The following is a 19237-nucleotide window of genomic DNA, read 5'->3' as shown; positions in this document are numbered from 1 at the left end:
CCTGTCGGGTCTGAACCGGCCGCGCCTTGTACCGTCTTTGGCTATGAGTGGTGCGGTCTGCCCGGGATCCTTCGATCCGATAACTCTTGGTCATCTCGACGTCTTCGAGCGGGCGGCGGCCCAGTTCGACGAGGTGGTGGTGGCGGTCCTGGTGAACCCCAACAAGAAGGGGATGTTCACCGCGGAGGAGCGCATCGCGATGATCACCGAGGCGACGTCGCACCTGCCGAACCTACGGGTCGAGGCCGGGTCCGGTCTCGTCGTCGACTTCGCCCGGTCCCGTGGGCTGACGGCCATCGTCAAGGGCCTGCGCACCGGCACCGACTTCGAGTACGAGCTGCAGATGGCGCAGATGAACCGGCACGTCGCCGGCGTCGACACCTTCTTCGTGGCGACCAAGCCGCAGTTCTCATTCGTGTCGTCGTCGTTGGCCAAGGAGGTGGCGGCCCTCGGTGGCGACGTCACCGACCTGCTCCCGGCAGTGGTGAACAAGAGGCTGCAGGCAAAGCTCGCCGGATAGTTCTGCGCGACACACCGGCCGCCAAAGCGGAGTCACACGAGTAACAACAGGCACACTGGTAACAACAACTACGCCTGGAGGGTGTTGCCGTGTACCGAGTATTTGAGGCGCTGGACGAGCTCGGCGCGATCGTGGAAGAGGCACGCGGAGTGCCGATGACCGCAGGCTGCATGGTGCCGCGGGGCGATGTCCTGGAACTTCTCGACGACATCAAGGACGCGATTCCAGGCGAACTTGACGACGCCCAGGACGTTTTGGACGCCCGCGACGGGATGCTGCGCGAGGCCAAGCAGCACGCTGACTCGATGGTGTCGTCGGCGACGGCAGAGGCGGATTCGCTGGTCAACCACGCCCGTTCCGAGGCGGACCGGCTGCTGGCCGATGCCAAGGCGCAGGCCGATCGCATGGTCGCCGAGGCGCGTGCGCACAGCGAGCGCATGGTCGGTGAGGCCCGCGAAGAAGCCAACCGGATCGCCAGCACCGCAAAGCGTGAGTACGAGGCCAGCACCAACCGGGCCAAGGCCGAGGTCGACCGGCTCCTGGAAAGCGGCAACATCTCGTACGAGAAGGCTGTGCAGGAGGGCATCAAGGAGCAGCAGCGCCTGGTGTCGGAGACCGAGGTGGTCCAGACCGCCCACGCCGAGGCCACCCGCATGGTCGATTCCGCCCACGCCGAGGCCGACCGCCTGCGGGGCGAATGCGACATCTACGTCGACAGCAAGCTCGCCGAGTTCGAGGAGCACCTCCAGGGCACCCTGCGTTCGGTCAGCCGGGGCCGGCACCAGCTGCGTACCGCGGCCGGCACCCACGACTACGCCCAGCGCTGAATCGGCTTGTCGGAAGGGCGTCCGGTCGGTGACCGGCGCCGACGTAGGATTGACGAATGTCTCGTCCCGGTCCGCTGATCATTGACATTGCGCGATTGGGCCGTCGGCCCGGGTCGATGATCACGCATGTCGAAACTGTGCCCAGCCCCGCGCGCATCGGCCTGGATCTGATGGCGATCGCGCCCGGCGCGCCGATCGACCTCGACCTGCTACTGCAGTCGGTGTCCGAAGGTGTGCTGGTGACGGGGTCGGTGTCCGCGCCGACCACCGGCGAGTGCTCGCGGTGCCTCAACCCGTTGACCGGGGATGTCACTGTCGACCTCACCGAGCTGTTCGCCTATCCCGACAGCACGACCGAGGCCACTACCGAGGAAGACGAGGTCGGCCGCGTCATCGACGACACCGTCGACATCGAGCAGTCGATCATCGACGAGGTCGGGTTGACGTTGCCGTTCGCGCCGCTGTGCACCCCGGACTGTCCGGGCCTGTGCCCGGACTGCGGGGTGCGTCTGCTCGATGCCGAGCCTGATCATCATCACGACAAGATCGACCCGCGCTGGGCGAAGTTGTCGGCGATGCTGTCGGACAGCCCGGGGGCCGACGGCGTTGTGCCGGAGGAAGATACGTGACGGTAGATCGTGCGCCGCTCCTGGCAGCGCTGGGCGTGCCATTGCCCGACGATCTGCTGACTGTGGCGTTGACCCATCGCAGCTACGCGTACGAAGCCGGTGGCCTGCCGACCAACGAACGGCTGGAGTTCCTGGGCGATGCCGTGCTCGGCTTGGTGATCACCGCCGAGATCTTCCGCCGCTACCCGGACCGCAGCGAAGGCGAGTTGGCCAAGCTCAAATCGGCGGTCGTCAACACTCAGGCGTTGGCGGAGATCGCGCGCAATTTGCCGCCCGACGGACTGGGCAGCTACCTGCTGCTGGGCCGCGGCGAGATGGCCAGCGGCGGCGCGCAGAAGGCCAACCTGCTGGCCGACGGGCTCGAATCACTGCTCGGCGCAACGTATGTCGAGCACGGCCACGAGGTGGCCCAAACCGTGGTGATGGGACTGTTCAGCGCGGCCCTCGATACCGCGGCGAGCCTGGGCGCGGGTCTGGACTGGAAAACCAGTCTGCAGGAACTGTCCGCGGCCCGCCGAATCGGTGTCCCGTCGTATCTGGTGACGTCCACCGGCCCGGAACACGACAAAGAGTTCACCGCGCGCGCGGTGGTCAACGGCGTCGACTACGGCGAAGGTGTTGGGCGCACCAAGAAGGAAGCCGAACAGCATGCCGCTGCGGCGGCGTACCAGGCGCTGGAGGCCAGTCCCGCAGTCGACCCTGACGCTGACGCCGTCAGCAATGCCTGAGCTCCCTGAAGTCGAGGTCGTCCGCCGCGGCCTCGAATCGCATGTGGTGGCAAAGGGTTTCACCACCGTACGGGTGCTGCATCCGCGCGCGGTGCGTCGGCACGACAACGGTCCCGCGGACCTGGCCGGCCGATTGGCCGGTCGCCGGATCACCGGCACGGGTCGCCGCGGAAAGTACCTGTGGCTGACCCTCGACGGTGACGAGGCATTGGTGGTGCACCTGGGCATGAGCGGCCAGATGCTGATCGGGCCACCCGCTCGGCCGTCGCACCTGCGCATCGCGGCAGTGCTCGATGACGGCACCGAACTGAGTTTCGTCGACCAACGGACTTTCGGCGGTTGGCAGGTCTGCGACCTGGTCGAGGTGGACGGCAGCGTCGTGCCTGTGCCGGTTGCGCATATCGCCCGCGATCCGCTGGATCCCGAGTTCGATCCGGAGTCCGTGGTGAAGATCTTGCGGCGCAAGGATTCTGAGATCAAGCGCCAGCTGCTGGATCAAACGGTGGTGTCCGGCGTCGGCAACATCTACGCCGACGAATCGTTGTGGCGGGCGCAGGTCAACGGCTTCCGGCTGGCTTCGGCGTTGCCCAGGCGTCAGCTCGGGGAACTCCTTGCGCACGCGGCAGACGTGATGAATTCCGCTCTGGCGCAAGGCGGTACGTCATTCGACTCGCTGTACGTCAATGTCAACGGCGAGTCCGGGTACTTCGACCGCTCACTGGACGCCTACGGTCAGGAGGGGGAGCCGTGCCGCCGGTGCGGCACGGCGATCCGGCGGGAGAAGTTCATGAACCGCTCGTCGTACTACTGCCCGAAATGCCAACCGCGGCCACGCATTCCGCGTCGGGTCTGACCACCGGAGGCTACTTCAGCCCGGGTATGCCCTTGAACTTCGGCGAATCGGTCATGCAGAACCTCCACTCGCCGCCTTCTTTGCGGAGCGGAACGTTCGTGACCCCGGAGGCCGAGTTGACGCTCACCGTCGCCCGATCTCCGTTGACGTTGATATCGGTGATCTCGGCGCGTTTGGTCGAACCGGGGCCGGCGTCGGTGCTGCTGCCCTTGCCGAACTTGCCCGCGATCGAGGGCACCTTGTCGTACAGCTTCACGTCGTTGGCGCAGGAGTGCGCTTTGAAATCGTCGAAGGTCTCGATCTGCGCCGTCATCAGGTCGCGAATCTGCTCCTCGTCCGACGCCGGCCCGGCGATCGACACCCCGCCACTGCTGGACGCCGAGTCCGAGCCCGAGCGCGACGTCACCAGGGCGAAGACGACCCCGATCACGAGGACGACGGCGAATATCCCCGCACCGATGAGCGCGAACTTGCGGGTGTTGTTGGGCGGAGTCGGCGGCGGGAACCCGGGCTGACCCGGGAAACCGGGCCCCATCGGGTAACCCGGTGCCTGCCCGTAGGCGGGCTGCCCGTAGACCGGCTGCCCATAGACCGGCTGCCCGTACTCAGGCTGGCCGTACGTGGGTTGGCCGTAAGCCGGCTGCCCGTACGTGGGCTGACCGTAAGCCGGCTGCCCGTAAGGGGGTTGGCCGTAGGCGGGCTGACCGTACGCAGGCTGGCCATATCCCTCGGGCGGCTGCTGCTGCGGCTGCCAGGGCTGAGCGCCCGGATCTGAGCCGGACGGGGGATAGGTCATGTCTGCGCGCTCCCTGTGAACTGTGCTTGGTGTCCAACGTAACACCAGCTCGACTGCCCGAAATGCCAACCGCGGGCGGGCAAGTCACAGGTCGATCACTTCATGCCGGGCAGGTTCTGTAGCTGCTTCAGTTGCGGTGAGTCGGTGAAGCAGATCTTCCACTCGCCGCTTTCTTTACGGAAGTACAGCGTGCCGGAACGCTCCAGGCCGGTGCTCGACGTCGCGGTGACTTCTGCGGTGGCAGTATCGCCGGTCACATTGACACTGTCGACGCTGGCTTTGCCCTTGGCTCCCGTCGGATTGGTGCCCGTGCTGTCGGCGATGCCGGGGAACTTGCTGAAGAACTTCTGGTCGTTGGCGCAGGCCCGTTCTTTGATCGACGACGGTCCCGAGCTCATCAGGCTGCGAATCTGGTCCTCGTCGGAGTTGCCGCCCAGGGCGCTGAGCCCACCGCCGGAGTTCGAGACCAGCACCACGGCCACCACGATGCCGACGACGATGATGGCCGCCAGGCCACCGATCAGCGCCCATTTCGGGCCGTTGGATTTGGGTTGCGGCGCGCCGGGGAAGCCGGGTCCCGTCGGATATCCCGGCGGCTGGCCGTACCCGGGCTGCCCGTAGGCCGGTTGGCCGTACGTGGGTTGTCCGTAGGCGGGCTGCCCGTACGTGGGTTGTCCGTAGGCGGGCTGGGGTTGGCCGTATCCCGGTTGGCCGTAGCCGCTCGGCGGGTACCCGGGTGCGGGCTGCTGCGGCTGCTGCCACGGCTGACCGCCTGGCTGCGGCCCGAGCGGGGGATAGGTCATGTCTGGTCGCTCCCTGTGAACTGTGCTTGCAATCCAAGTTAACACCGTTGGGCCGCCTACCACCGGAAACGCCGGTCAGCCTCGGGCGTTACTTCATCCCGGGGAGCTGCTGCAGCTTCTTCATCTCCGGCGAGTCGGTGAGGCAGTACTTCCACTCATCGCCTTCCTTGCGGAAGTAGATGGTGGTGGTTGCCTCTTTGCCGCTTTCCGCGTGCGTGGTGACGTTCACTGTGGCGCGGTCACCCGTCACATCGACGCTGTTGACAGTGACCTTCACCTTGGGGCCGACTGGGGCTTTCTTGCCATCGCCGCCGCCGGGAAACTTGCTGAAGAATTTGTTGTCGGCCTCGCAGCGGTGGTCCTTCAACGACGTCGGGTCGCTCATCAGGCTGCGAATCTGGTCCTCGTCGGAGTTGCCGCCCAACGCGCTCAGCCCGCCACCGGAATCCGAGGTCCACAGCACCACGCCGAGCACGATGCCGATGACCGCGAGCAATGCCAGCCCGCCGATCAGCAGCTTCTTGTTGTTGTTCGGCGTGGGTGCGCCGGGATAGCCGGGTCCCGGGGGAAACCCCGGTGCCTGCCCGTAGCCGGGTCCCATCGGGTAGCCAGGAAGCTGCCCGTAACCGGGTGCCTGTCCGTAACCAGGTGCCGGGCCATGGCCGGCTGGTTGCCCATAGCCCGGTGCCTGTCCGTACCCGGGCGGCGGCAATCCGGGTTGCTGCGGCGGCTGCCACGGCTGGGCCCCCGGCCCAGGGTTGGACGGTGGGTAGGTCATGGTCTGGTCGCTCCTTGTGAAGTGGTGCGTGACGTCGAAGTTGGCGCCATACGTCGGCCAGCGCAGGAGGGTCGGCCGACCTCAGGCGGGCGTGGCGGTGGCAAGCAGTGTCGTCGGCTCAGCGGGTGCCGGGCAGATTCTTGAACACCGGGTTGTCGGTGGAGCAGAACTTCCACTCGCCGCCTTCTTTACGCAGCCAGATCGCAACCTGCGACGACGACGGGGGTTTCACCGTGGCCCGGTCGCCGGTGACGGTGATGTCGAGACCGTTGAGGCTCTCCGGGTCGCCTGCGACCTTCGGCACCGGCATGGTGCCGAATGCGTTGCCGCCCGCCTGCCCGAAGAACTTGCGGTCGTTGGCGCACGAGATCGATGCGATGTCGCCCCCACCGAAAGTGGCCAGAAACTGGCGAATCTCATCCTCGTCGGAACCGTCGCCACTCGACGCTCCAGGCTTTTCGGCCCCGTCGGTCGAACCCGTGCCACCCGCTCCGCCTTTGCGCTTACTGCCGGGCTCACTGCGCGCGGAGGTCGACTTGTCGTCATCCGAGGAAGTTCCCAACGCGTAGAGTCCCACGACGCCGAGGACCAGTACCAGCACCACCGCGCCGACGATGAGAAGCCACTTGCCCGGGCCGCCGGAGCTCGGCGGTGTGGCACCCGGATATCCGTAAGGCATCGGCTGACCGGGTACCGGACCGTATCCAGGCGGGCCGTATCCGGGATAGCCAGGAGCAACCGGTTGGCCGGCGCCATACGGACCCGGTTGTGGGTACCCCGACGGGCCTGGGTATGGACCTTGAGGTGGGTACGTCATCTGAGCTCTCCCCCCGAGAGTCGTACGCGAATCTCCGATTTTACCTGTGGCCCAGCGGGGTTCCCTCAGGAGATTGCGCGTCGGCGCGGTACAAATGAGCCATGACGGAACTGTGGGTCGAACGGACCGGGGTGCGCCGCTACACCGGACACAGCTCGCGGGGAGCAGAGGTCCTCGTGGGATCCGAGGATGTCGACGGCGTCTTCACTCCCGGTGAACTGCTCAAGATCGCGTTGGCGGCGTGCAGCGGGATGAGCAGCGATGCGCCGTTGCGGACCCGACTCGGCGACGACTACCAGACCACCATCCGGGTGTCGGGACCGCCGGACCGGGAGAACGAGGTCTACCCGCTGCTGCAGGAGTCCATGGAACTCGATCTCTCCAGCCTGTCCGAGGACGAGATCAAGCGACTCAAGATCGTCGTCGAGCGCGCCATCGACAAGGTCTGCACGGTGGGCCGCACGCTCAAGGCGGGGACCGAGGTCACCTTCGAGTTCGCCGACAAGTGACCGAGGCAGTCCGGCTGTCGGCCTGGGTGCACGGCCGGGTGCAGGGCGTCGGGTTCCGGTGGTGGACCCGGGCCCGGGCGCTGGAGCTGGGACTCACCGGCTACGCCAGTAACAAGCCGGACGGCCGCGTGCACGTCGTGGCGCAGGGTTCGCGCGCCGACTGCGAACAGCTGTTGGCCTTCCTGCGCGGCGGCACCACCCCGGGCACGGTGACGACCGTCGTCGACGATTGGGCCGCGGTCGGTGACCCGATCGATGGTTTTTCCGAGAGATAGAAGCCCAGGGGTTCCCTGCATTTAACCGGCTCGACGGTAGGGTTTCACCCCATGCATCTGAAGAGTCTGACGCTGAAGGGCTTCAAGTCCTTCGCGTCGCCGACGACTCTTCGCTTCGAACCCGGCATCACCTGTGTGGTGGGGCCGAACGGTTCGGGCAAGTCGAACGTCGTCGACGCCCTGACCTGGGTGATGGGCGAGCAGGGGGCCAAAACCCTGCGCGGCGGCAAGATGGAAGACGTCATCTTTGCCGGCACCTCGACGCGGGCCCCGCTGGGCCGGGCCGAAGTGACCCTGACCATCGACAACTCGGACAACGCGCTGCCGATCGAATACGCCGAGGTGTCGATCACTCGCCGCGTGTTCCGCGACGGCGCCAGTGAGTACGAGATCAACGGCAGCAGTTGCCGGCTCATGGACGTGCAGGAACTGCTGTCGGACTCCGGCATCGGCCGCGAAATGCACGTCATCGTCGGCCAGGGCAAGCTTTCGGAGATTCTGGAGTCGCGTCCCGAGGATCGTCGCGCCTTCATCGAGGAAGCCGCCGGCGTGCTCAAGCACCGCCGCCGCAAGGAAAAGGCGGTCCGCAAGCTCGACGCCATGCAGGCCAACCTGGCCCGCCTAACCGACCTGACCACCGAACTGCGTCGTCAGCTCAAACCGTTGGGCCGGCAGGCCGAGATGGCCCGCCGTGCGCAGACCATCCAGGCCGATCTGCGTGACGCCCGGCTGCGGCTGGCCGCCGACGACCTGGTGACCCGGCAGGCCGAGTTCGACGACACCAACCAGACCGAGACCGCGCTGCGTCGCGAGCACGGCGAGGTGACCGAGCGTCTGGAAGCGGCCGCCGCGGAACTGGCCGGACACGAAGCCGCGGTGTCGGGTTTGTCCGGTCGGGCCGAGGCTGCCCAGCAGACCTGGTTCCGGTTGTCCGCGCTGGCCGAACGGGTCAGCGCCACCGTGCGTATCGCCACCGAGCGGACCAATCTGCTGGACTCGGATCTGGAGGTGTCGACCGGGCCGGACCCGGACGCGCTGGACGCCGAGGCCGAAGCCGTCGCCGAGCACGAAGAACAACTGCTCGCCGAACTTGCCGAATCGCGGACCCGGCTGGAGGCCGCGCGTGGCGCGCTGGCCGAATGCGAACGCGCCGCGGCCGACGCGGAGCGGGCCCAGATGGCCGCGGCCCGGGCCGAGGCGGACCGTCGTGAAGGACTGGCCCGGCTTTCCGGTCAGGTCGACAACATGCGCACCCGGATCGAATCGATCGACGAGGGCGCGGTCAGGCTGACCGGCAGCATCGAGGAGGCCGCCGCCCGCGCGCAACAGACGTGGGCCGAGTTCGAAACCGTGCAGGGGCAGGTCGGTGAGCTGGACGCCGGGGAAGTCGGTCTGGACGAGCATCACCACCGCACCACGACCGCGCTGCGTCAGGCCGACGAACGGGTCGACGAACTGCAGACCGCCGAGCGGGCTGCAGAACGGCAAGTGGCCTCGCTGCGGGCCCGGATAGAGGCGCTGTCTGTCACGCTGGATCTCAAAGACGGCTCGGCGTGGCTGCAGGAAAACCATGATGGCGCAGGGCTTTTCGGTTCGATTGCGGAACTGCTGCGGGTGCGGTCGGGGCATGAGACGGCGATCGCCGCGGTGCTGGGCGCCGCCGCCGACGCGTTGGCGGCCGAGAGTTTCGACGCGGCCCGGTCCGCGGTCGACGCGCTGAAGAAGGGCGACGGCGGCCGGGCGGCCATCGTGCTGGGCGACTGGCCCGGCGAAACCGCTTCGCCGCGTGGAGAATTGCCGTCCGGCGCGCAGTGGGCGCTGGATTTGGTCGAGGTACCGAAGCGGCTGATGGGCGCGATGACCGCCATGCTGGCCCGGGTCGTTGTGGTCGGTGAGTTGCAGGCCGCACTGGACCTGGTGGCGGCTCGTCCGGAGTTGCAGGCGGTCACCGCAGACGGCGACCTCGTGGGTGCCGGCTGGATCAGCGGCGGATCCGATCGCAAACCCAGCGCGCTGGAGATCACCGCGGAGATCGACAAGGCCCAGTCCGCGCTGATCGACGCGGAGCGCCAGACCGTCGAATACGCTGCCGCGCTGTCGGGCGCCCTCGCGGAACAGTCGTCGCGGCGGGATTTGGTCGAACATGCGCTGGCAGCGTTGCACGAATCCGACGCCGCCATCTCGGCGATCTACGAACAGCTGGGTCGGCTCGGTCATGTGGCCCGGACCGCTGACGCTGAATGGCAGCAGCTGACGCGGCAGCGCGACGAGCTGGAGGCCGGGCGCAGCCGCACGCTGGCCGAGCTGGCCGAGCTGGAAGACCGCTTCCACAATGCCCAGCAGGAGCCGATGTTCGACGTCGAGCACGTCGACCGGTCCGAGACGACGGCGGCCGCCGAAGAGGCGCGAGCAGTCGAGGTCGAGGCCCGCCTGACGGTGCGTACCGCCGAGGAACGGGCGAACGCCGTTCGCGGACGGGCGGATTCGTTGCGCCGGGCCGCGGCCGCTGAGCGGGAGGCCCGAGTGCGGGCGGCTCGAGCCCGCGAAGCTCGGGAGAATGCGGCGAAGGTCGCGGCCGCGGTCGCCGAATCCGGCCGGCTGGTGGCCGAAAAGCTGGCTGCCACAGTGACTCTCGCGGCGCGCAAGCGCGACGAACTGGCGACCGAGCGGGCTCAGCGCTCGGAAGGACTGACGCGGGTCCGGGCAGAAGTGTCCGAACTCAGCGCCCGGGCCGGTGCCCTGACTGAGTCGCTGCATCGCGACGAGGTCGCGAAAGCGCAAGCGGCCCTTCGCATCGAGCAACTCGAGCAACAGGCGCTGGAGCAGTTCGGTATGGCGGTGGCCGATCTGGTCGCCGAGTACGGACCGGACGTGCCGCTGCCGCCGACCGAACTCGAGATGGCCGAGTACGAGCAGGCCAAGGAACGCGGCGAGCAGGTCACCGCGCCCGCCCCGATGGCGTTCGACCGGCCCACCCAGGAGCGGCGCGCGAAGAAGGCCGAGAAGGAACTTGCCGAGCTGGGCCGGGTGAATCCCTTGGCGCTGGAGGAGTTCGCGGCGCTCGAGGAGCGCTACAACTTCCTGTCCACCCAGCTGGAGGACGTCAAGGGTGCCCGCAAGGACCTGATGGACGTCATCGCCGACGTCGACGAGCGCATCCTGCGGGTGTTCACGGAGGCCTACGCCGATGTGGAGGCGGAGTTCACCCAGGTGTTCTCCACGCTCTTCCCCGGCGGCGAGGGCCGGCTACTGCTGACCAACCCCGGTGACATGCTCACCACGGGCATCGAGGTCGAGGCCCGGCCGCCGGGCAAGAAGGTCAAGCGGTTGTCACTGCTGTCCGGTGGCGAGAAGTCGCTGACCGCGGTGGCGATGCTGGTGGCGATCTTCCGCGCTCGTCCGTCGCCCTTCTATGTCATGGACGAGGTCGAGGCCGCGCTGGACGACGTGAACCTGCGCCGGCTGATCAGCCTGTTCGAACAGCTGCGGGAGAAGTCGCAGCTGATCGTCATCACGCACCAGAAGCCGACCATGGAGGTCGCCGACGCGCTGTACGGCGTAACCATGCAGGGCGATGGCATCACGCAGGTGATCTCGCAGCGCATGCGCGGCCAGGAGCTGGTCTCGAGCACCTGACACAATGTTCGCGTGTCGGAAGGTCTCTGGATCGCGATAGCGGTCGTCGCAGTTCTCGTTGTCACCGCCCTCGTCGTCGGATTCGTCCGCTACCGGCGCAGCCGCATCTCGCTGTCCGCGCCGGAGGAGACACCCAAGCTGGATCGCTCCGGCGGCTACACGGCGTCGTCGGGCATCACGTTCAGCAGTTCAGACACCGCGGAGAAGCTACCGACCGTCGGCGACGACGCTGAGATCCCGCGTGACTCGCGCAAACGCACCATCGCCGATGTCCAGCTGCCCGAGCCCGAAGTCGTGGCCGAGCCGGAACCCGACGTCGTGGTGGCACCTGAGCCGACCGCGGCGCCGGAACCTGAGGTAGCGCCAGAGCCGGCACCCGAGGCAGCGCCCGGGCCGGAGCCGGCACCCGAGGCCGCCCCACGCGACGAGATCGCCCCCACCGCAGGCCGGTTGGAGCGGCTGCGCGGCCGCCTGGCCAAGTCGCAGACCACGCTGGGCCGCAGCATGCTGGGCCTGCTGGGCGGCGGTGACCTGGATGAGGACGCCTGGGAGTCCATCGAAGACACCCTGCTGATCGCCGATCTGGGTCCGGTCACCACCGCGTCGGTCGTCACCGCGCTGCGCAGCCGGATGGCCGAGGCCAACGTGCGCACCGAGGCCGATGTCCGAGCGGTACTGCGTGAGGTGTTGATCAACGAATTGCGGACCGACCTGGACCGGTCGATCAAGGCGCTGCCGCACGCCGACAAGCCGTCGGTGCTGCTGGTGGTCGGGGTCAACGGAGCGGGCAAGACCACGACCGTCGGCAAGCTGGCCCGCGTGCTGGTCGCCGACGGCCGCCGCGTCGTGCTGGGCGCGGCCGACACCTTCCGCGCCGCGGCCGCGGATCAGTTGCAGAGCTGGGGCTCCCGCGTCGGTGCCGACACCGTGCGCGGACCCGAGGGCGCGGACCCGGCCTCCGTGGCGTTCGACGCCGTCGACAAGGGCATCGCAGCGGGGGCTGACGTCGTCGTGGTCGACACGGCGGGCCGGCTGCACACCAAGACCGGCTTGATGGACGAGCTGGGCAAGGTCAAGCGCGTCGTCGAGAAGCGCGCCAAGGTCGACGAGGTGCTGCTGGTGCTCGACGCCACCATCGGCCAGAACAGCTTGCCGCAGGCCCGCGTCTTCGCCGAGGTGGTCGACATCACCGGCGTGGTGCTCACCAAGCTCGATGGCACCGCCAAGGGTGGCATCGTGTTCCGGGTGCAACAGGAGCTCGGAGTACCGGTCAAACTCGTCGGGCTCGGCGAGGGGCCGGACGACCTGGCGCCCTTCGAACCGGCCGCCTTCGTCGACGCCCTCCTGGGGTAACCGACCTCCCGCGAGTGGACGCAAATGTCCCCGACACCTCGGCGTGTCGGGGACATTTTCATCTGCTCACACGGTAGGGCAGGGCCGACGAAGAGGGCATTAACCGCTCCGAAACGTAACTGGTCGATCCGTTCACACGCGTGAAACGCCCGCGCGCCGCGGGCGAAACAACAGATGCGCAAAGTTCTGGCCTAGGTCATCGGCGTCTGCCCATGACATAGGTGAAGGAGGAAGCGGCCAGTGGATGGATTCCCTATCTTGGGCACGCCGGACACCGGTGACACAGCATGGATGTTGGCGAGCTCAGCGCTCGTGCTGCTGATGACACCGGGTCTGGCGTTCTTCTACGGCGGCATGGTGCGCCGTAAGGGCGTGCTCAACATGATCATGATGAGCGTCAGTGCCATGGGCGTCGTCACCGTGTTGTGGGTGCTGTTCGGCTACTCGATGGCATTCGGCAATGACACGTGGAACTTCGTCGGCGATCCCATGCAGTACTGGGGACTCAAGGGCCTGATCGGCGGTAACTCGTTGGTGCCGCACTTGGCCGCGGGAGCCACCGCGGCGGTCAAGATTCCGCTTGCCGGGACCATCCCGCAGCTGGTGTTCGTGGCGTTCCAGCTGATGTTCGCGATCATCACAGTCGCACTGATCTCCGGCGCCGTGGCTGATCGTCTCAAGTTCGGCGGCTGGCTGCTGTTCGCGGGCTTGTGGGCCACCTTCGTCTATTTCCCGGTGGCGCACTGGGTGTTCGCCTTCGACGGCATCACCGGCGAGCACGGCGGCTGGATCGCCAACCACCTCAAGGCAATCGACTTCGCCGGTGGTACCGCGGTCCACATCAACTCCGGTACCGCGGGCCTGGTGCTGGCGATCATCCTGGGCAAGCGCGCGGGGTGGCCCACCACTCCGATGCGGCCGCACAACCTGCCGTTCGTCATGCTGGGCGCAGGTCTGCTGTGGTTCGGCTGGTATGGCTTCAACGCCGGTTCGGCGCTGAACTCTGATGGTGTCGCCGCGTCGACGTTCATCACCACCACCGTGGCGACCGCTGCCGCGATGCTGTTCTGGCTGCTGACGGAAAAGATTCGCGACGGACACGCCACCTCACTTGGCGCGGCGTCGGGCATCGTGGCGGGCCTGGTGGCCATCACGCCGTCCTGTTCCTCGGTCAACGTTCTCGGCGCACTGGCGATCGGCGCGGGCGCCGGTGTGGTCTGTGCTCTGGCGGTTGGCCTGAAGTTCAAGTTCGGCTTCGACGATGCGCTCGACGTCGTGGGTGTCCACCTGGTCGGTGGTCTGTTCGGCACGCTCATGGTCGGCCTGGTGGCCGCTCCTGAGGCTCCGGCCGCGGTCAAGGGTCTGTTCTACGGCGGTGGCTTCGACCAGCTGTGGCGCCAGGCCGTCGGCGCGTTCGCTGTGCTTGGCTACTCGGCGATCGTTACGGCTATCTTGGCCTTGATCGTCAAGTACACCATCGGGCTGCGCCTCGACAGCGAGGATGAGGCCACGGGTATCGACGAGGCCGAACACGCGGAAACCGCTTATGAATTCGCGTGATCGGGAAGGATTTACGGTGACATCCACGGGTTTCGCGGTTATTTGGAAGGAAATGATCAAATGAAGTTGATCACGGCGATCGTCAAGCCGTTCACGCTCGAAGACGTCAAGACCGGCCTGGAGCAGATGGGCATCCTCGGTATGACGGTCAGCGAGGTGCAGGGCTACGGGCGGCAGAAGGGCCACACCGAGGTCTACCGTGGTGCCGAGTATTCAGTGGATTTCGTGCCCAAGGTTCGGGTCGAGGTCATTGTCGACGACGCGTCGGTCGACAAGGTCGTGGATGTCATCGTGCAGGCCGCGCGGACAGGCAAGATCGGTGACGGCAAGGTGTGGGTCACCTCTGTCGAGACCGTCGTGCGAGTCCGTACGGGTGAACGGGGCAGCGACGCCATCTGACGGCGGCTGACCACCAGATGACCATGCAGACACCAGATTCCGCTGCCGGAGCCGACGATACTTCGGTTTCGAAGGCTCCGGCAGTGGGATCACCCCGTCCGGCAAGCGATTTGTCCGCTGCCGTCGAGCAGTTGCTGGCCGGCGGCGCGCGCCGACTCGACTCGGCGGCGTTGCGTGAGGCGCTGGTTGACCTGTACGAATTCTGGCTTGCCGCAAAGGCAACCGAGATCGGCATCACCGAGACCAGTGGATTCGCCATCGTGGCGACCGGTGGTCTCGGCAGGCGGGAAATGCTGCCGTACTCGGACCTGGATTTGATGCTCTTGCACGACGATCTGCCGCAGGCCCTCGTGACCGAGGTCGCCGAGGCGCTGTGGTACCCGCTGTGGGACGCAAACATTCACCTCGACCACAGCGTCCGGACCGTGCCGCAGGCACTCAAGACTGCGGCCGGTGACGTCTCTGCGGGACTGGCCATGCTCGATGCGCGGCACATCGCCGGTGATTCCGATCTGGCGTCCCTGTTGGTCGGCGGTGCCCGGCGGCAGTGGCGGACCGGGATCACGTCTCGTTTCACCGAATTGATCGAGCATGCCGCGGCGCGGTGGGAACGTTCCGGTCAGATCGCGCACCGCGCCGAACCGGATCTGAAGAACGGCCGTGGCGGCCTGCGTGATGTGCAGCTGCTCAACGCGCTGGCCATGGCGCAATTGGCCGATGTCTACCCGAGTTCTTCGGTGGCCTCGCCGATCGGCACCTTGGGTGACGCCCACCTCGCACTGCTCAACGTCCGCACCGAGCTCCATCGCGTCTCCCACAAGGGCCGCGAGATGGTGCTCGCCCAGTACGCCGACGAGGTCGGCGCCGCGCTGGGCATCGGTGACCGCTTCGATCTGGCGCGGATGATCAGCGATGCCGCACGCACCATCAGCTTCTACGTGGACGCCGGCGTGCGTACCGCGGGGAATGCCTTGCCGCGCCGAGGCTTTGCCGCACTCAAGCGACCGGTCCGGCGTCCGCTGGACGAGGGCGTGCTGGAGTTCGGCGGCGAGGTCATCCTGGCCCGGGACGCCAAGCCGCAGCGTGACCCCGGCCTGATTCTGCGAGTGGCCGCGGCTGCCGCCACCAACGGACTGCCCATCGCGGCCTCGACGCTGGCGCGGCTGGTCGAGTCGGCGCCCGAACTGCGGGCACCGTGGCCGAAAGAAGCGCTCAACGACCTGCTCGTGATGCTGGCGGCCGGGCCGGGCGCGGTGGCCACCGTGGAGGCACTCGACCGGACCGGGTTGTGGGGCCGGCTGTTCCCGGAGTGGGGCGCGATCCGCGACCTCCCGCCGCGTGACGTCGTGCACATCTGGACAGTGGACCGCCATTTGATCGAAACCGTCTCCCGGGCAAGTGCTTTCACCACCCGGGTGGACAGGCCTGATCTGCTGGTGCTGGGCGCGCTGCTGCACGACATCGGTAAGGGCCGGGGCGGCGATCACAGCGTGATCGGCGCTGAACTGGCCAATCAGATCGGCATCCGGCTGGGCCTGTGGCCCGGCGATATCGAGGTGCTGGTGAAGATGGTGCGCTATCACCTGCTGCTACCGGAGACCGCAACTCGTCGAGACCTGCAGGACCCCAACACCATTGCCGCGGTGGTCGACGCGCTCGGCGGCGATCCGCTGCTACTGGAACTGCTGCATGCGCTGGCCGAGGCGGATTCACTGGCCACCGGTCCTGGTGTGTGGGGCGATTGGAAGGCCTCGCTGATCGGTGATCTGGTCCGGCGGTGCCGGTTGGTGCTGGCGGGGGAGGACCTGCCGCAGCCTGATCCCATTGATCCGCAACTGCTTTCGCGTGCCGACCAGAGCGGTGTCCACGTGGAGCTCGCCGCGGCGGACAGTGCGCACCTGTTCAACGTCACGATGCTCGCTCCGGACCGGCGCGGTCTGCTGTCCAAGGCGGCGGGCGTGCTGGCCTTGCACTCGCTGCGGGTCCATTCGGCATCGGTCAACAGCCACGAAGGGCTGGCGATCAACACCTTCGTGGTGTCGCCGCATTTCGGCGCACCACCGGCTGCCGAATTACTGCGTCAGCAGTTCATCCTGGCGCTCGACGGTGAACTGGACGTGATCGCCGCGCTGGAGCAGCGCGACGCGGAAACACCGGTCCAGACCCGGCGGGCCGGTGAGATTCCGGCAGCCGTGCCCGGCTATCACACGATCGCGCCACCCCGCGTGCGGTGGTTCGCCGGATCGTCGGCCGGCGAACTGGTCGTACAGATTCGCAGCGCCGACCGGCCCGGCCTGCTCGCCCGACTGGCCGCTGTGGTCGAGCGCAAGGGCGTGGACGTCTCCTGGGCCAAGGTGACGACGCTGGGCGCGACCGTCGTCGATGCCTTCGGTCTGCTGGTTCCCGAGGCCTTCACGGCCGCTGAGGCCAGGACTGCATTCGAACAAGATCTGTACGCAGTGCTGCCTGCCCCGCTACCGGTCAAGCCCGTTACTGCCGCCAGCTGACACCAGGTCAGCCGGCGCTGACCGTCACCCAGGTGTTGTTGACGGCCGCCGTCCCGGTGAATGGGTCCACCAACGCCGGATCGTGCAGGTCGTTCACGTTGGCACCGGGCAGGGTATTGGCATGGTGCCAGCCGGTGTTCGTGTGTCCCCAGCCGTGCGGCACCGCCACGGTGCCCGGCCGGATGTCGTCACTGATGTCGAGCGGCACTTCGATCTGTCCTGTCGCTGAGGTGACCCGGACGAGGTCACCTTGAGCGAGCCGGCGCGCATCAGCATCGGAGGGATGCATCAGCACCGTGCATTTGTTGGAGCCACCGGTCATCGAGGGCAGATTGTGCAGCCAGGAGTTGTTGCTGCGCAGTTGGCGCCGCCCGATGAGCTGCAGATCGTGGCCGGAGTTGTCAGTATTGTCCGGCGCCTTGTCGAGTAGTTGGACGGCGGCGGCGACGAACTCCGCGGGCGCCAGGGCGACCTTGCGGTCGCGGGTGGCGATCACCGTGCGTAGCCGCGGTTGCAGTGGGCCGAGGTCCAGGCCGCCGGCGCTGGAGCGCAGATCGCCGATGGTCTTTCCCTTGCGGCCCTTGCGGATTCGGCCGTAGGGGCCGGTTGCCAGCGCCACCGTGGCCATTCGCATCGGGTTGGCGAACTCGATCAGCGGGGTGCGCAGCGGCGCGGTGAGCTGCCGCAGCGGAGCCGGGAGCAGTTCCATGGTCAGGCGACTGAGGATTTCCCAGTCCTCCAGGGCGCCGGCGGGTGGGTCGAAGGTCCGGTGTTGATAGCGAATGTTGTTGCGCACGCTGAAGATCGTCGTCAACAACCCGACGTCTTCGCGCTCGAGCGGTGACACCGGCGGCAGGATGAAGTCCGCGTGCCGGGTGGTCTCGGTCACGTACATGTCCACTGCCACATACAGATCCAGCGACGCCAGGGCGTCGCCCAGCCGGCCCTTCTGTGGGACGGAGGACGCCGGGTTGCCGGCATAGGTGATCATCGCGCGGATCTGGCCGTCTCCAGGGGTGAGGATTTCGTCGGCCATCGCGACGGCGGGCAACTCGGCGCGGAAGGACTGGTAGCGGCCGGACCGGTCGGTCCACGCCCCGTGTCCCACCGGGATGTACTTGGCCAGCCGTGGCAGGTCCGCGATCGGCGTGGAGAACATGGTGCCGCCCGCGCGGTCCAGGTTGCCGGTGACCGTGTTGAGCACCATGACCAGCCAGCTCACCAGGGTTCCGGTCTGCTGCTGGCAGATCCCGATCCGGGCGTAGATGGCTGCCGATTCCGCGGCCGCATGCTCGCGGGCGAGGGTGCGGATCACCTCCGCGTCCACCCCGGCACGCTGTGCGACGGCCTCCGGACCTGCATCGGCGACCAATGCCTTCAGCTCGTGCCATCCCGTCGCAATCTCATCGAGAGCCGCTGTATCGCAAAGGTTTTCATTGGTAAGTACGTGCAGCATGCCCAGCAGTAGGTACGCGTCGCCGCCGGGGCGTACCGACACATGCTGGTCGGCCATCTGGGCGGTCTCGGTCCGGCGGGGGTCGATGACGACGACCTTGCCTCCGCGCTCGCGGATCGCTTTGATGCGGCGTTTGGCGCCCGGCATGATCGACAGCGAACCGTTCGACACCGCGGGGTTGGCGCCGAGGATCACCAGTCGCTGGGTGCGGTCGATATCGGTGATCGGGACCAGGACGTTGGAGCCGAAGACCCGCCACGCGGCATATTCGTGGGGCATCTGGTCGAGCGTGGACGCCGAGAAGAAGTTCGGTGTCAGCAGGGCCGCCCGCAACATCAGCCCGTAGAACGCGCCCGAACTGTGCGCTGCCGGGTTACCCAGGTACATCCCCACCGATCGGGCCCCGTGCTCCTTGCGGATGCGGCGCAGTCGGTCCCCGATCTCGGTGAACGCCTCGTCCCAACTGACCGGCTCGAAGCTGTCGCCGACCCGCCGCATCGGGGTGCGCAGCCGGTCGGGGTCGTGATGCAGGGCGCCCATGGCGGTGGCCTTGGGGCAGATGTAGCCCTTCGAGAAGACGTCGTCTGGGTTGCCCTCGATGCGGCTGACCTTGCCATCGGTCACCGTGACGTGGATTCCGCAGTGCGCCTCACACAGCGTGCACTGGCTGATGTGCTTCGTACCGGCCATGCCGTCCGTAGAGCTGCGTACTTCGGGCAGGGGAACGTCGATCGCAGTCATCCGGCCTCCAGGCGATATCTGGCTACGTGCGTGACCAGATTAGCGCCGAC

Annotated in this window: 17 protein-coding genes; 12 read left to right on the top strand and 5 right to left on the bottom strand. The window is 67.2% G+C overall.

Annotated elements, in window-relative coordinates:
- Positions 1-43 precede the first annotated feature (43 nt).
- From coaD to mutM, 5 genes are all read left to right on the top strand, one after another.
- The gene (coaD, locus tag ACNO8X_RS19945; protein ID WP_133762532.1) at positions 44-520 is read left to right on the top strand and encodes a pantetheine-phosphate adenylyltransferase; all 477 of its coding nucleotides are present in this window, start codon (positions 44-46) and stop codon (positions 518-520) included.
- A gap of 89 nt (positions 521-609) precedes the next feature.
- Positions 610-1347 carry a cell division protein SepIVA gene (gene sepIVA, locus ACNO8X_RS19940; RefSeq protein ID WP_418002399.1) on the top strand — a complete coding sequence of 246 codons (738 nt, stop codon included), beginning with the start codon at positions 610-612 and terminating at the stop codon, positions 1345-1347.
- Between the two features lie 56 nt (positions 1348-1403).
- Complete coding sequence (locus tag ACNO8X_RS19935; protein ID WP_418002398.1) at positions 1404-1976, top strand: YceD family protein; 573 nt, start codon at positions 1404-1406, stop codon at positions 1974-1976.
- Positions 1973-2704: a ribonuclease III gene (rnc, locus tag ACNO8X_RS19930; protein WP_418002397.1), complete on the top strand. Its 732-nt coding sequence runs from the start codon at positions 1973-1975 to the stop codon at positions 2702-2704. Before ACNO8X_RS19935 ends, rnc begins: the two co-directional genes overlap by 4 nt.
- Positions 2697-3557 carry a bifunctional DNA-formamidopyrimidine glycosylase/DNA-(apurinic or apyrimidinic site) lyase gene (mutM, locus tag ACNO8X_RS19925; protein ID WP_418002396.1) on the top strand — a complete coding sequence of 287 codons (861 nt, stop codon included), beginning with the start codon at positions 2697-2699 and terminating at the stop codon, positions 3555-3557. The genes rnc and mutM overlap by 8 nt, the downstream gene beginning before the upstream one ends.
- A gap of 10 nt (positions 3558-3567) precedes the next feature.
- Here the strand turns inward: mutM and ACNO8X_RS19920 are convergent, their stop codons facing one another.
- The 4 genes from ACNO8X_RS19920 to ACNO8X_RS19905 all read right to left on the bottom strand — a co-directional run bounded on the left by ACNO8X_RS19920 (position 3568) and on the right by ACNO8X_RS19905 (position 6613).
- The gene (locus tag ACNO8X_RS19920) at positions 3568-4353 is read right to left on the bottom strand and encodes a hypothetical protein (RefSeq protein ID WP_418002395.1); all 786 of its coding nucleotides are present in this window, start codon (positions 4351-4353) and stop codon (positions 3568-3570) included.
- A 95-nt stretch (positions 4354-4448) separates the two neighbouring features.
- Entirely contained in the window at positions 4449-5156 is a 708-nt protein-coding gene (locus ACNO8X_RS19915) for a hypothetical protein (RefSeq protein WP_418002394.1), read from the bottom strand.
- 88 nt (positions 5157-5244) lie between these two features.
- The gene (locus ACNO8X_RS19910) at positions 5245-5934 is read right to left on the bottom strand and encodes a hypothetical protein (RefSeq protein WP_418002393.1); all 690 of its coding nucleotides are present in this window, start codon (positions 5932-5934) and stop codon (positions 5245-5247) included.
- Between the two features lie 118 nt (positions 5935-6052).
- Positions 6053-6613 (bottom strand): hypothetical protein, encoded by a 561-nt coding sequence (locus tag ACNO8X_RS19905; protein ID WP_418002392.1) that lies wholly within the window; start codon positions 6611-6613, stop codon positions 6053-6055.
- Between the two features lie 239 nt (positions 6614-6852).
- Here ACNO8X_RS19905 and ACNO8X_RS19900 point away from each other — a divergent pair, with 239 nt between their 5' ends.
- The 7 genes from ACNO8X_RS19900 (at position 6853) to ACNO8X_RS19870 (ending at position 16990) form a co-directional block, all read left to right on the top strand.
- Positions 6853-7260, top strand: coding sequence for an OsmC family protein (locus tag ACNO8X_RS19900; RefSeq protein WP_043986787.1), 408 nt, complete (start codon positions 6853-6855; stop codon positions 7258-7260).
- Entirely contained in the window at positions 7257-7535 is a 279-nt protein-coding gene (locus tag ACNO8X_RS19895) for an acylphosphatase (RefSeq protein ID WP_418002391.1), read from the top strand. Before ACNO8X_RS19900 ends, ACNO8X_RS19895 begins: the two co-directional genes overlap by 4 nt.
- 51 nt (positions 7536-7586) lie before the next feature.
- Positions 7587-11171, top strand: coding sequence for a chromosome segregation protein SMC (gene smc / locus ACNO8X_RS19890; protein ID WP_418002390.1), 3585 nt, complete (start codon positions 7587-7589; stop codon positions 11169-11171).
- Positions 11172-11183: 12 nt separating this feature from the next.
- Entirely contained in the window at positions 11184-12524 is a 1341-nt protein-coding gene (gene ftsY, locus ACNO8X_RS19885) for a signal recognition particle-docking protein FtsY (RefSeq protein ID WP_418002389.1), read from the top strand.
- Between the two features lie 240 nt (positions 12525-12764).
- The gene (locus ACNO8X_RS19880; RefSeq protein WP_418002388.1) at positions 12765-14084 is read left to right on the top strand and encodes an ammonium transporter; all 1320 of its coding nucleotides are present in this window, start codon (positions 12765-12767) and stop codon (positions 14082-14084) included.
- A 60-nt stretch (positions 14085-14144) separates the two neighbouring features.
- The gene (locus ACNO8X_RS19875) at positions 14145-14483 is read left to right on the top strand and encodes a P-II family nitrogen regulator (RefSeq protein ID WP_020103781.1); all 339 of its coding nucleotides are present in this window, start codon (positions 14145-14147) and stop codon (positions 14481-14483) included.
- 17 nt (positions 14484-14500) lie between these two features.
- Positions 14501-16990, top strand: coding sequence for a [protein-PII] uridylyltransferase (locus ACNO8X_RS19870; RefSeq protein ID WP_418002387.1), 2490 nt, complete (start codon positions 14501-14503; stop codon positions 16988-16990).
- Between the two features lie 7 nt (positions 16991-16997).
- Here ACNO8X_RS19870 and ACNO8X_RS19865 read toward each other — a convergent pair whose 3' ends face one another.
- On the bottom strand, positions 16998-19136 hold the full coding sequence (locus tag ACNO8X_RS19865) for a molybdopterin-dependent oxidoreductase (RefSeq protein WP_418005968.1): 2139 nt from the start codon (positions 19134-19136) through the stop codon (positions 16998-17000).
- Between the last annotated feature and the right edge of the window lie 101 nt (positions 19137-19237).

The organism is Mycobacterium sp. PDNC021 (assembly GCF_048282635.1).
Taxonomy (GTDB): domain Bacteria; phylum Actinomycetota; class Actinomycetes; order Mycobacteriales; family Mycobacteriaceae; genus Mycobacterium; species Mycobacterium llatzerense.
The sequence above is the reverse complement of the archived record's forward strand: the minus strand, read 5'-3'. Positions and strand labels throughout refer to the sequence as shown.

Bases quoted from the DNA above. Each gene is read 5' to 3' on its own strand.
- smc (WP_418002390.1), top strand. From the start codon at position 7,587: ATGCATCTGAAGAGTCTGACGCTGAAGGGCTTCAAGTCCTTCGCGTCG.
- ACNO8X_RS19900 (WP_043986787.1), top strand. From the start codon at position 6,853: ATGACGGAACTGTGGGTCGAACGGACCGGGGTGCGCCGCTACACCGGA.
- ACNO8X_RS19870 (WP_418002387.1), top strand. From the start codon at position 14,501: ATGACCATGCAGACACCAGATTCCGCTGCCGGAGCCGACGATACTTCG.
- ACNO8X_RS19935 (WP_418002398.1), top strand. From the start codon at position 1,404: ATGTCTCGTCCCGGTCCGCTGATCATTGACATTGCGCGATTGGGCCGT.
- ACNO8X_RS19910 (WP_418002393.1), bottom strand. From the start codon at position 5,934: ATGACCTACCCACCGTCCAACCCTGGGCCGGGGGCCCAGCCGTGGCAG.
- ACNO8X_RS19905 (WP_418002392.1), bottom strand. From the start codon at position 6,613: ATGCCTTACGGATATCCGGGTGCCACACCGCCGAGCTCCGGCGGCCCG.
- ACNO8X_RS19920 (WP_418002395.1), bottom strand. From the start codon at position 4,353: ATGACCTATCCCCCGTCCGGCTCAGATCCGGGCGCTCAGCCCTGGCAG.
- coaD (WP_133762532.1), top strand. From the start codon at position 44: ATGAGTGGTGCGGTCTGCCCGGGATCCTTCGATCCGATAACTCTTGGT.
- ACNO8X_RS19875 (WP_020103781.1), top strand. From the start codon at position 14,145: ATGAAGTTGATCACGGCGATCGTCAAGCCGTTCACGCTCGAAGACGTC.
- mutM (WP_418002396.1), top strand. From the start codon at position 2,697: ATGCCTGAGCTCCCTGAAGTCGAGGTCGTCCGCCGCGGCCTCGAATCG.
- ACNO8X_RS19915 (WP_418002394.1), bottom strand. From the start codon at position 5,156: ATGACCTATCCCCCGCTCGGGCCGCAGCCAGGCGGTCAGCCGTGGCAG.
- ACNO8X_RS19865 (WP_418005968.1), bottom strand. From the start codon at position 19,136: ATGGCCGGTACGAAGCACATCAGCCAGTGCACGCTGTGTGAGGCGCAC.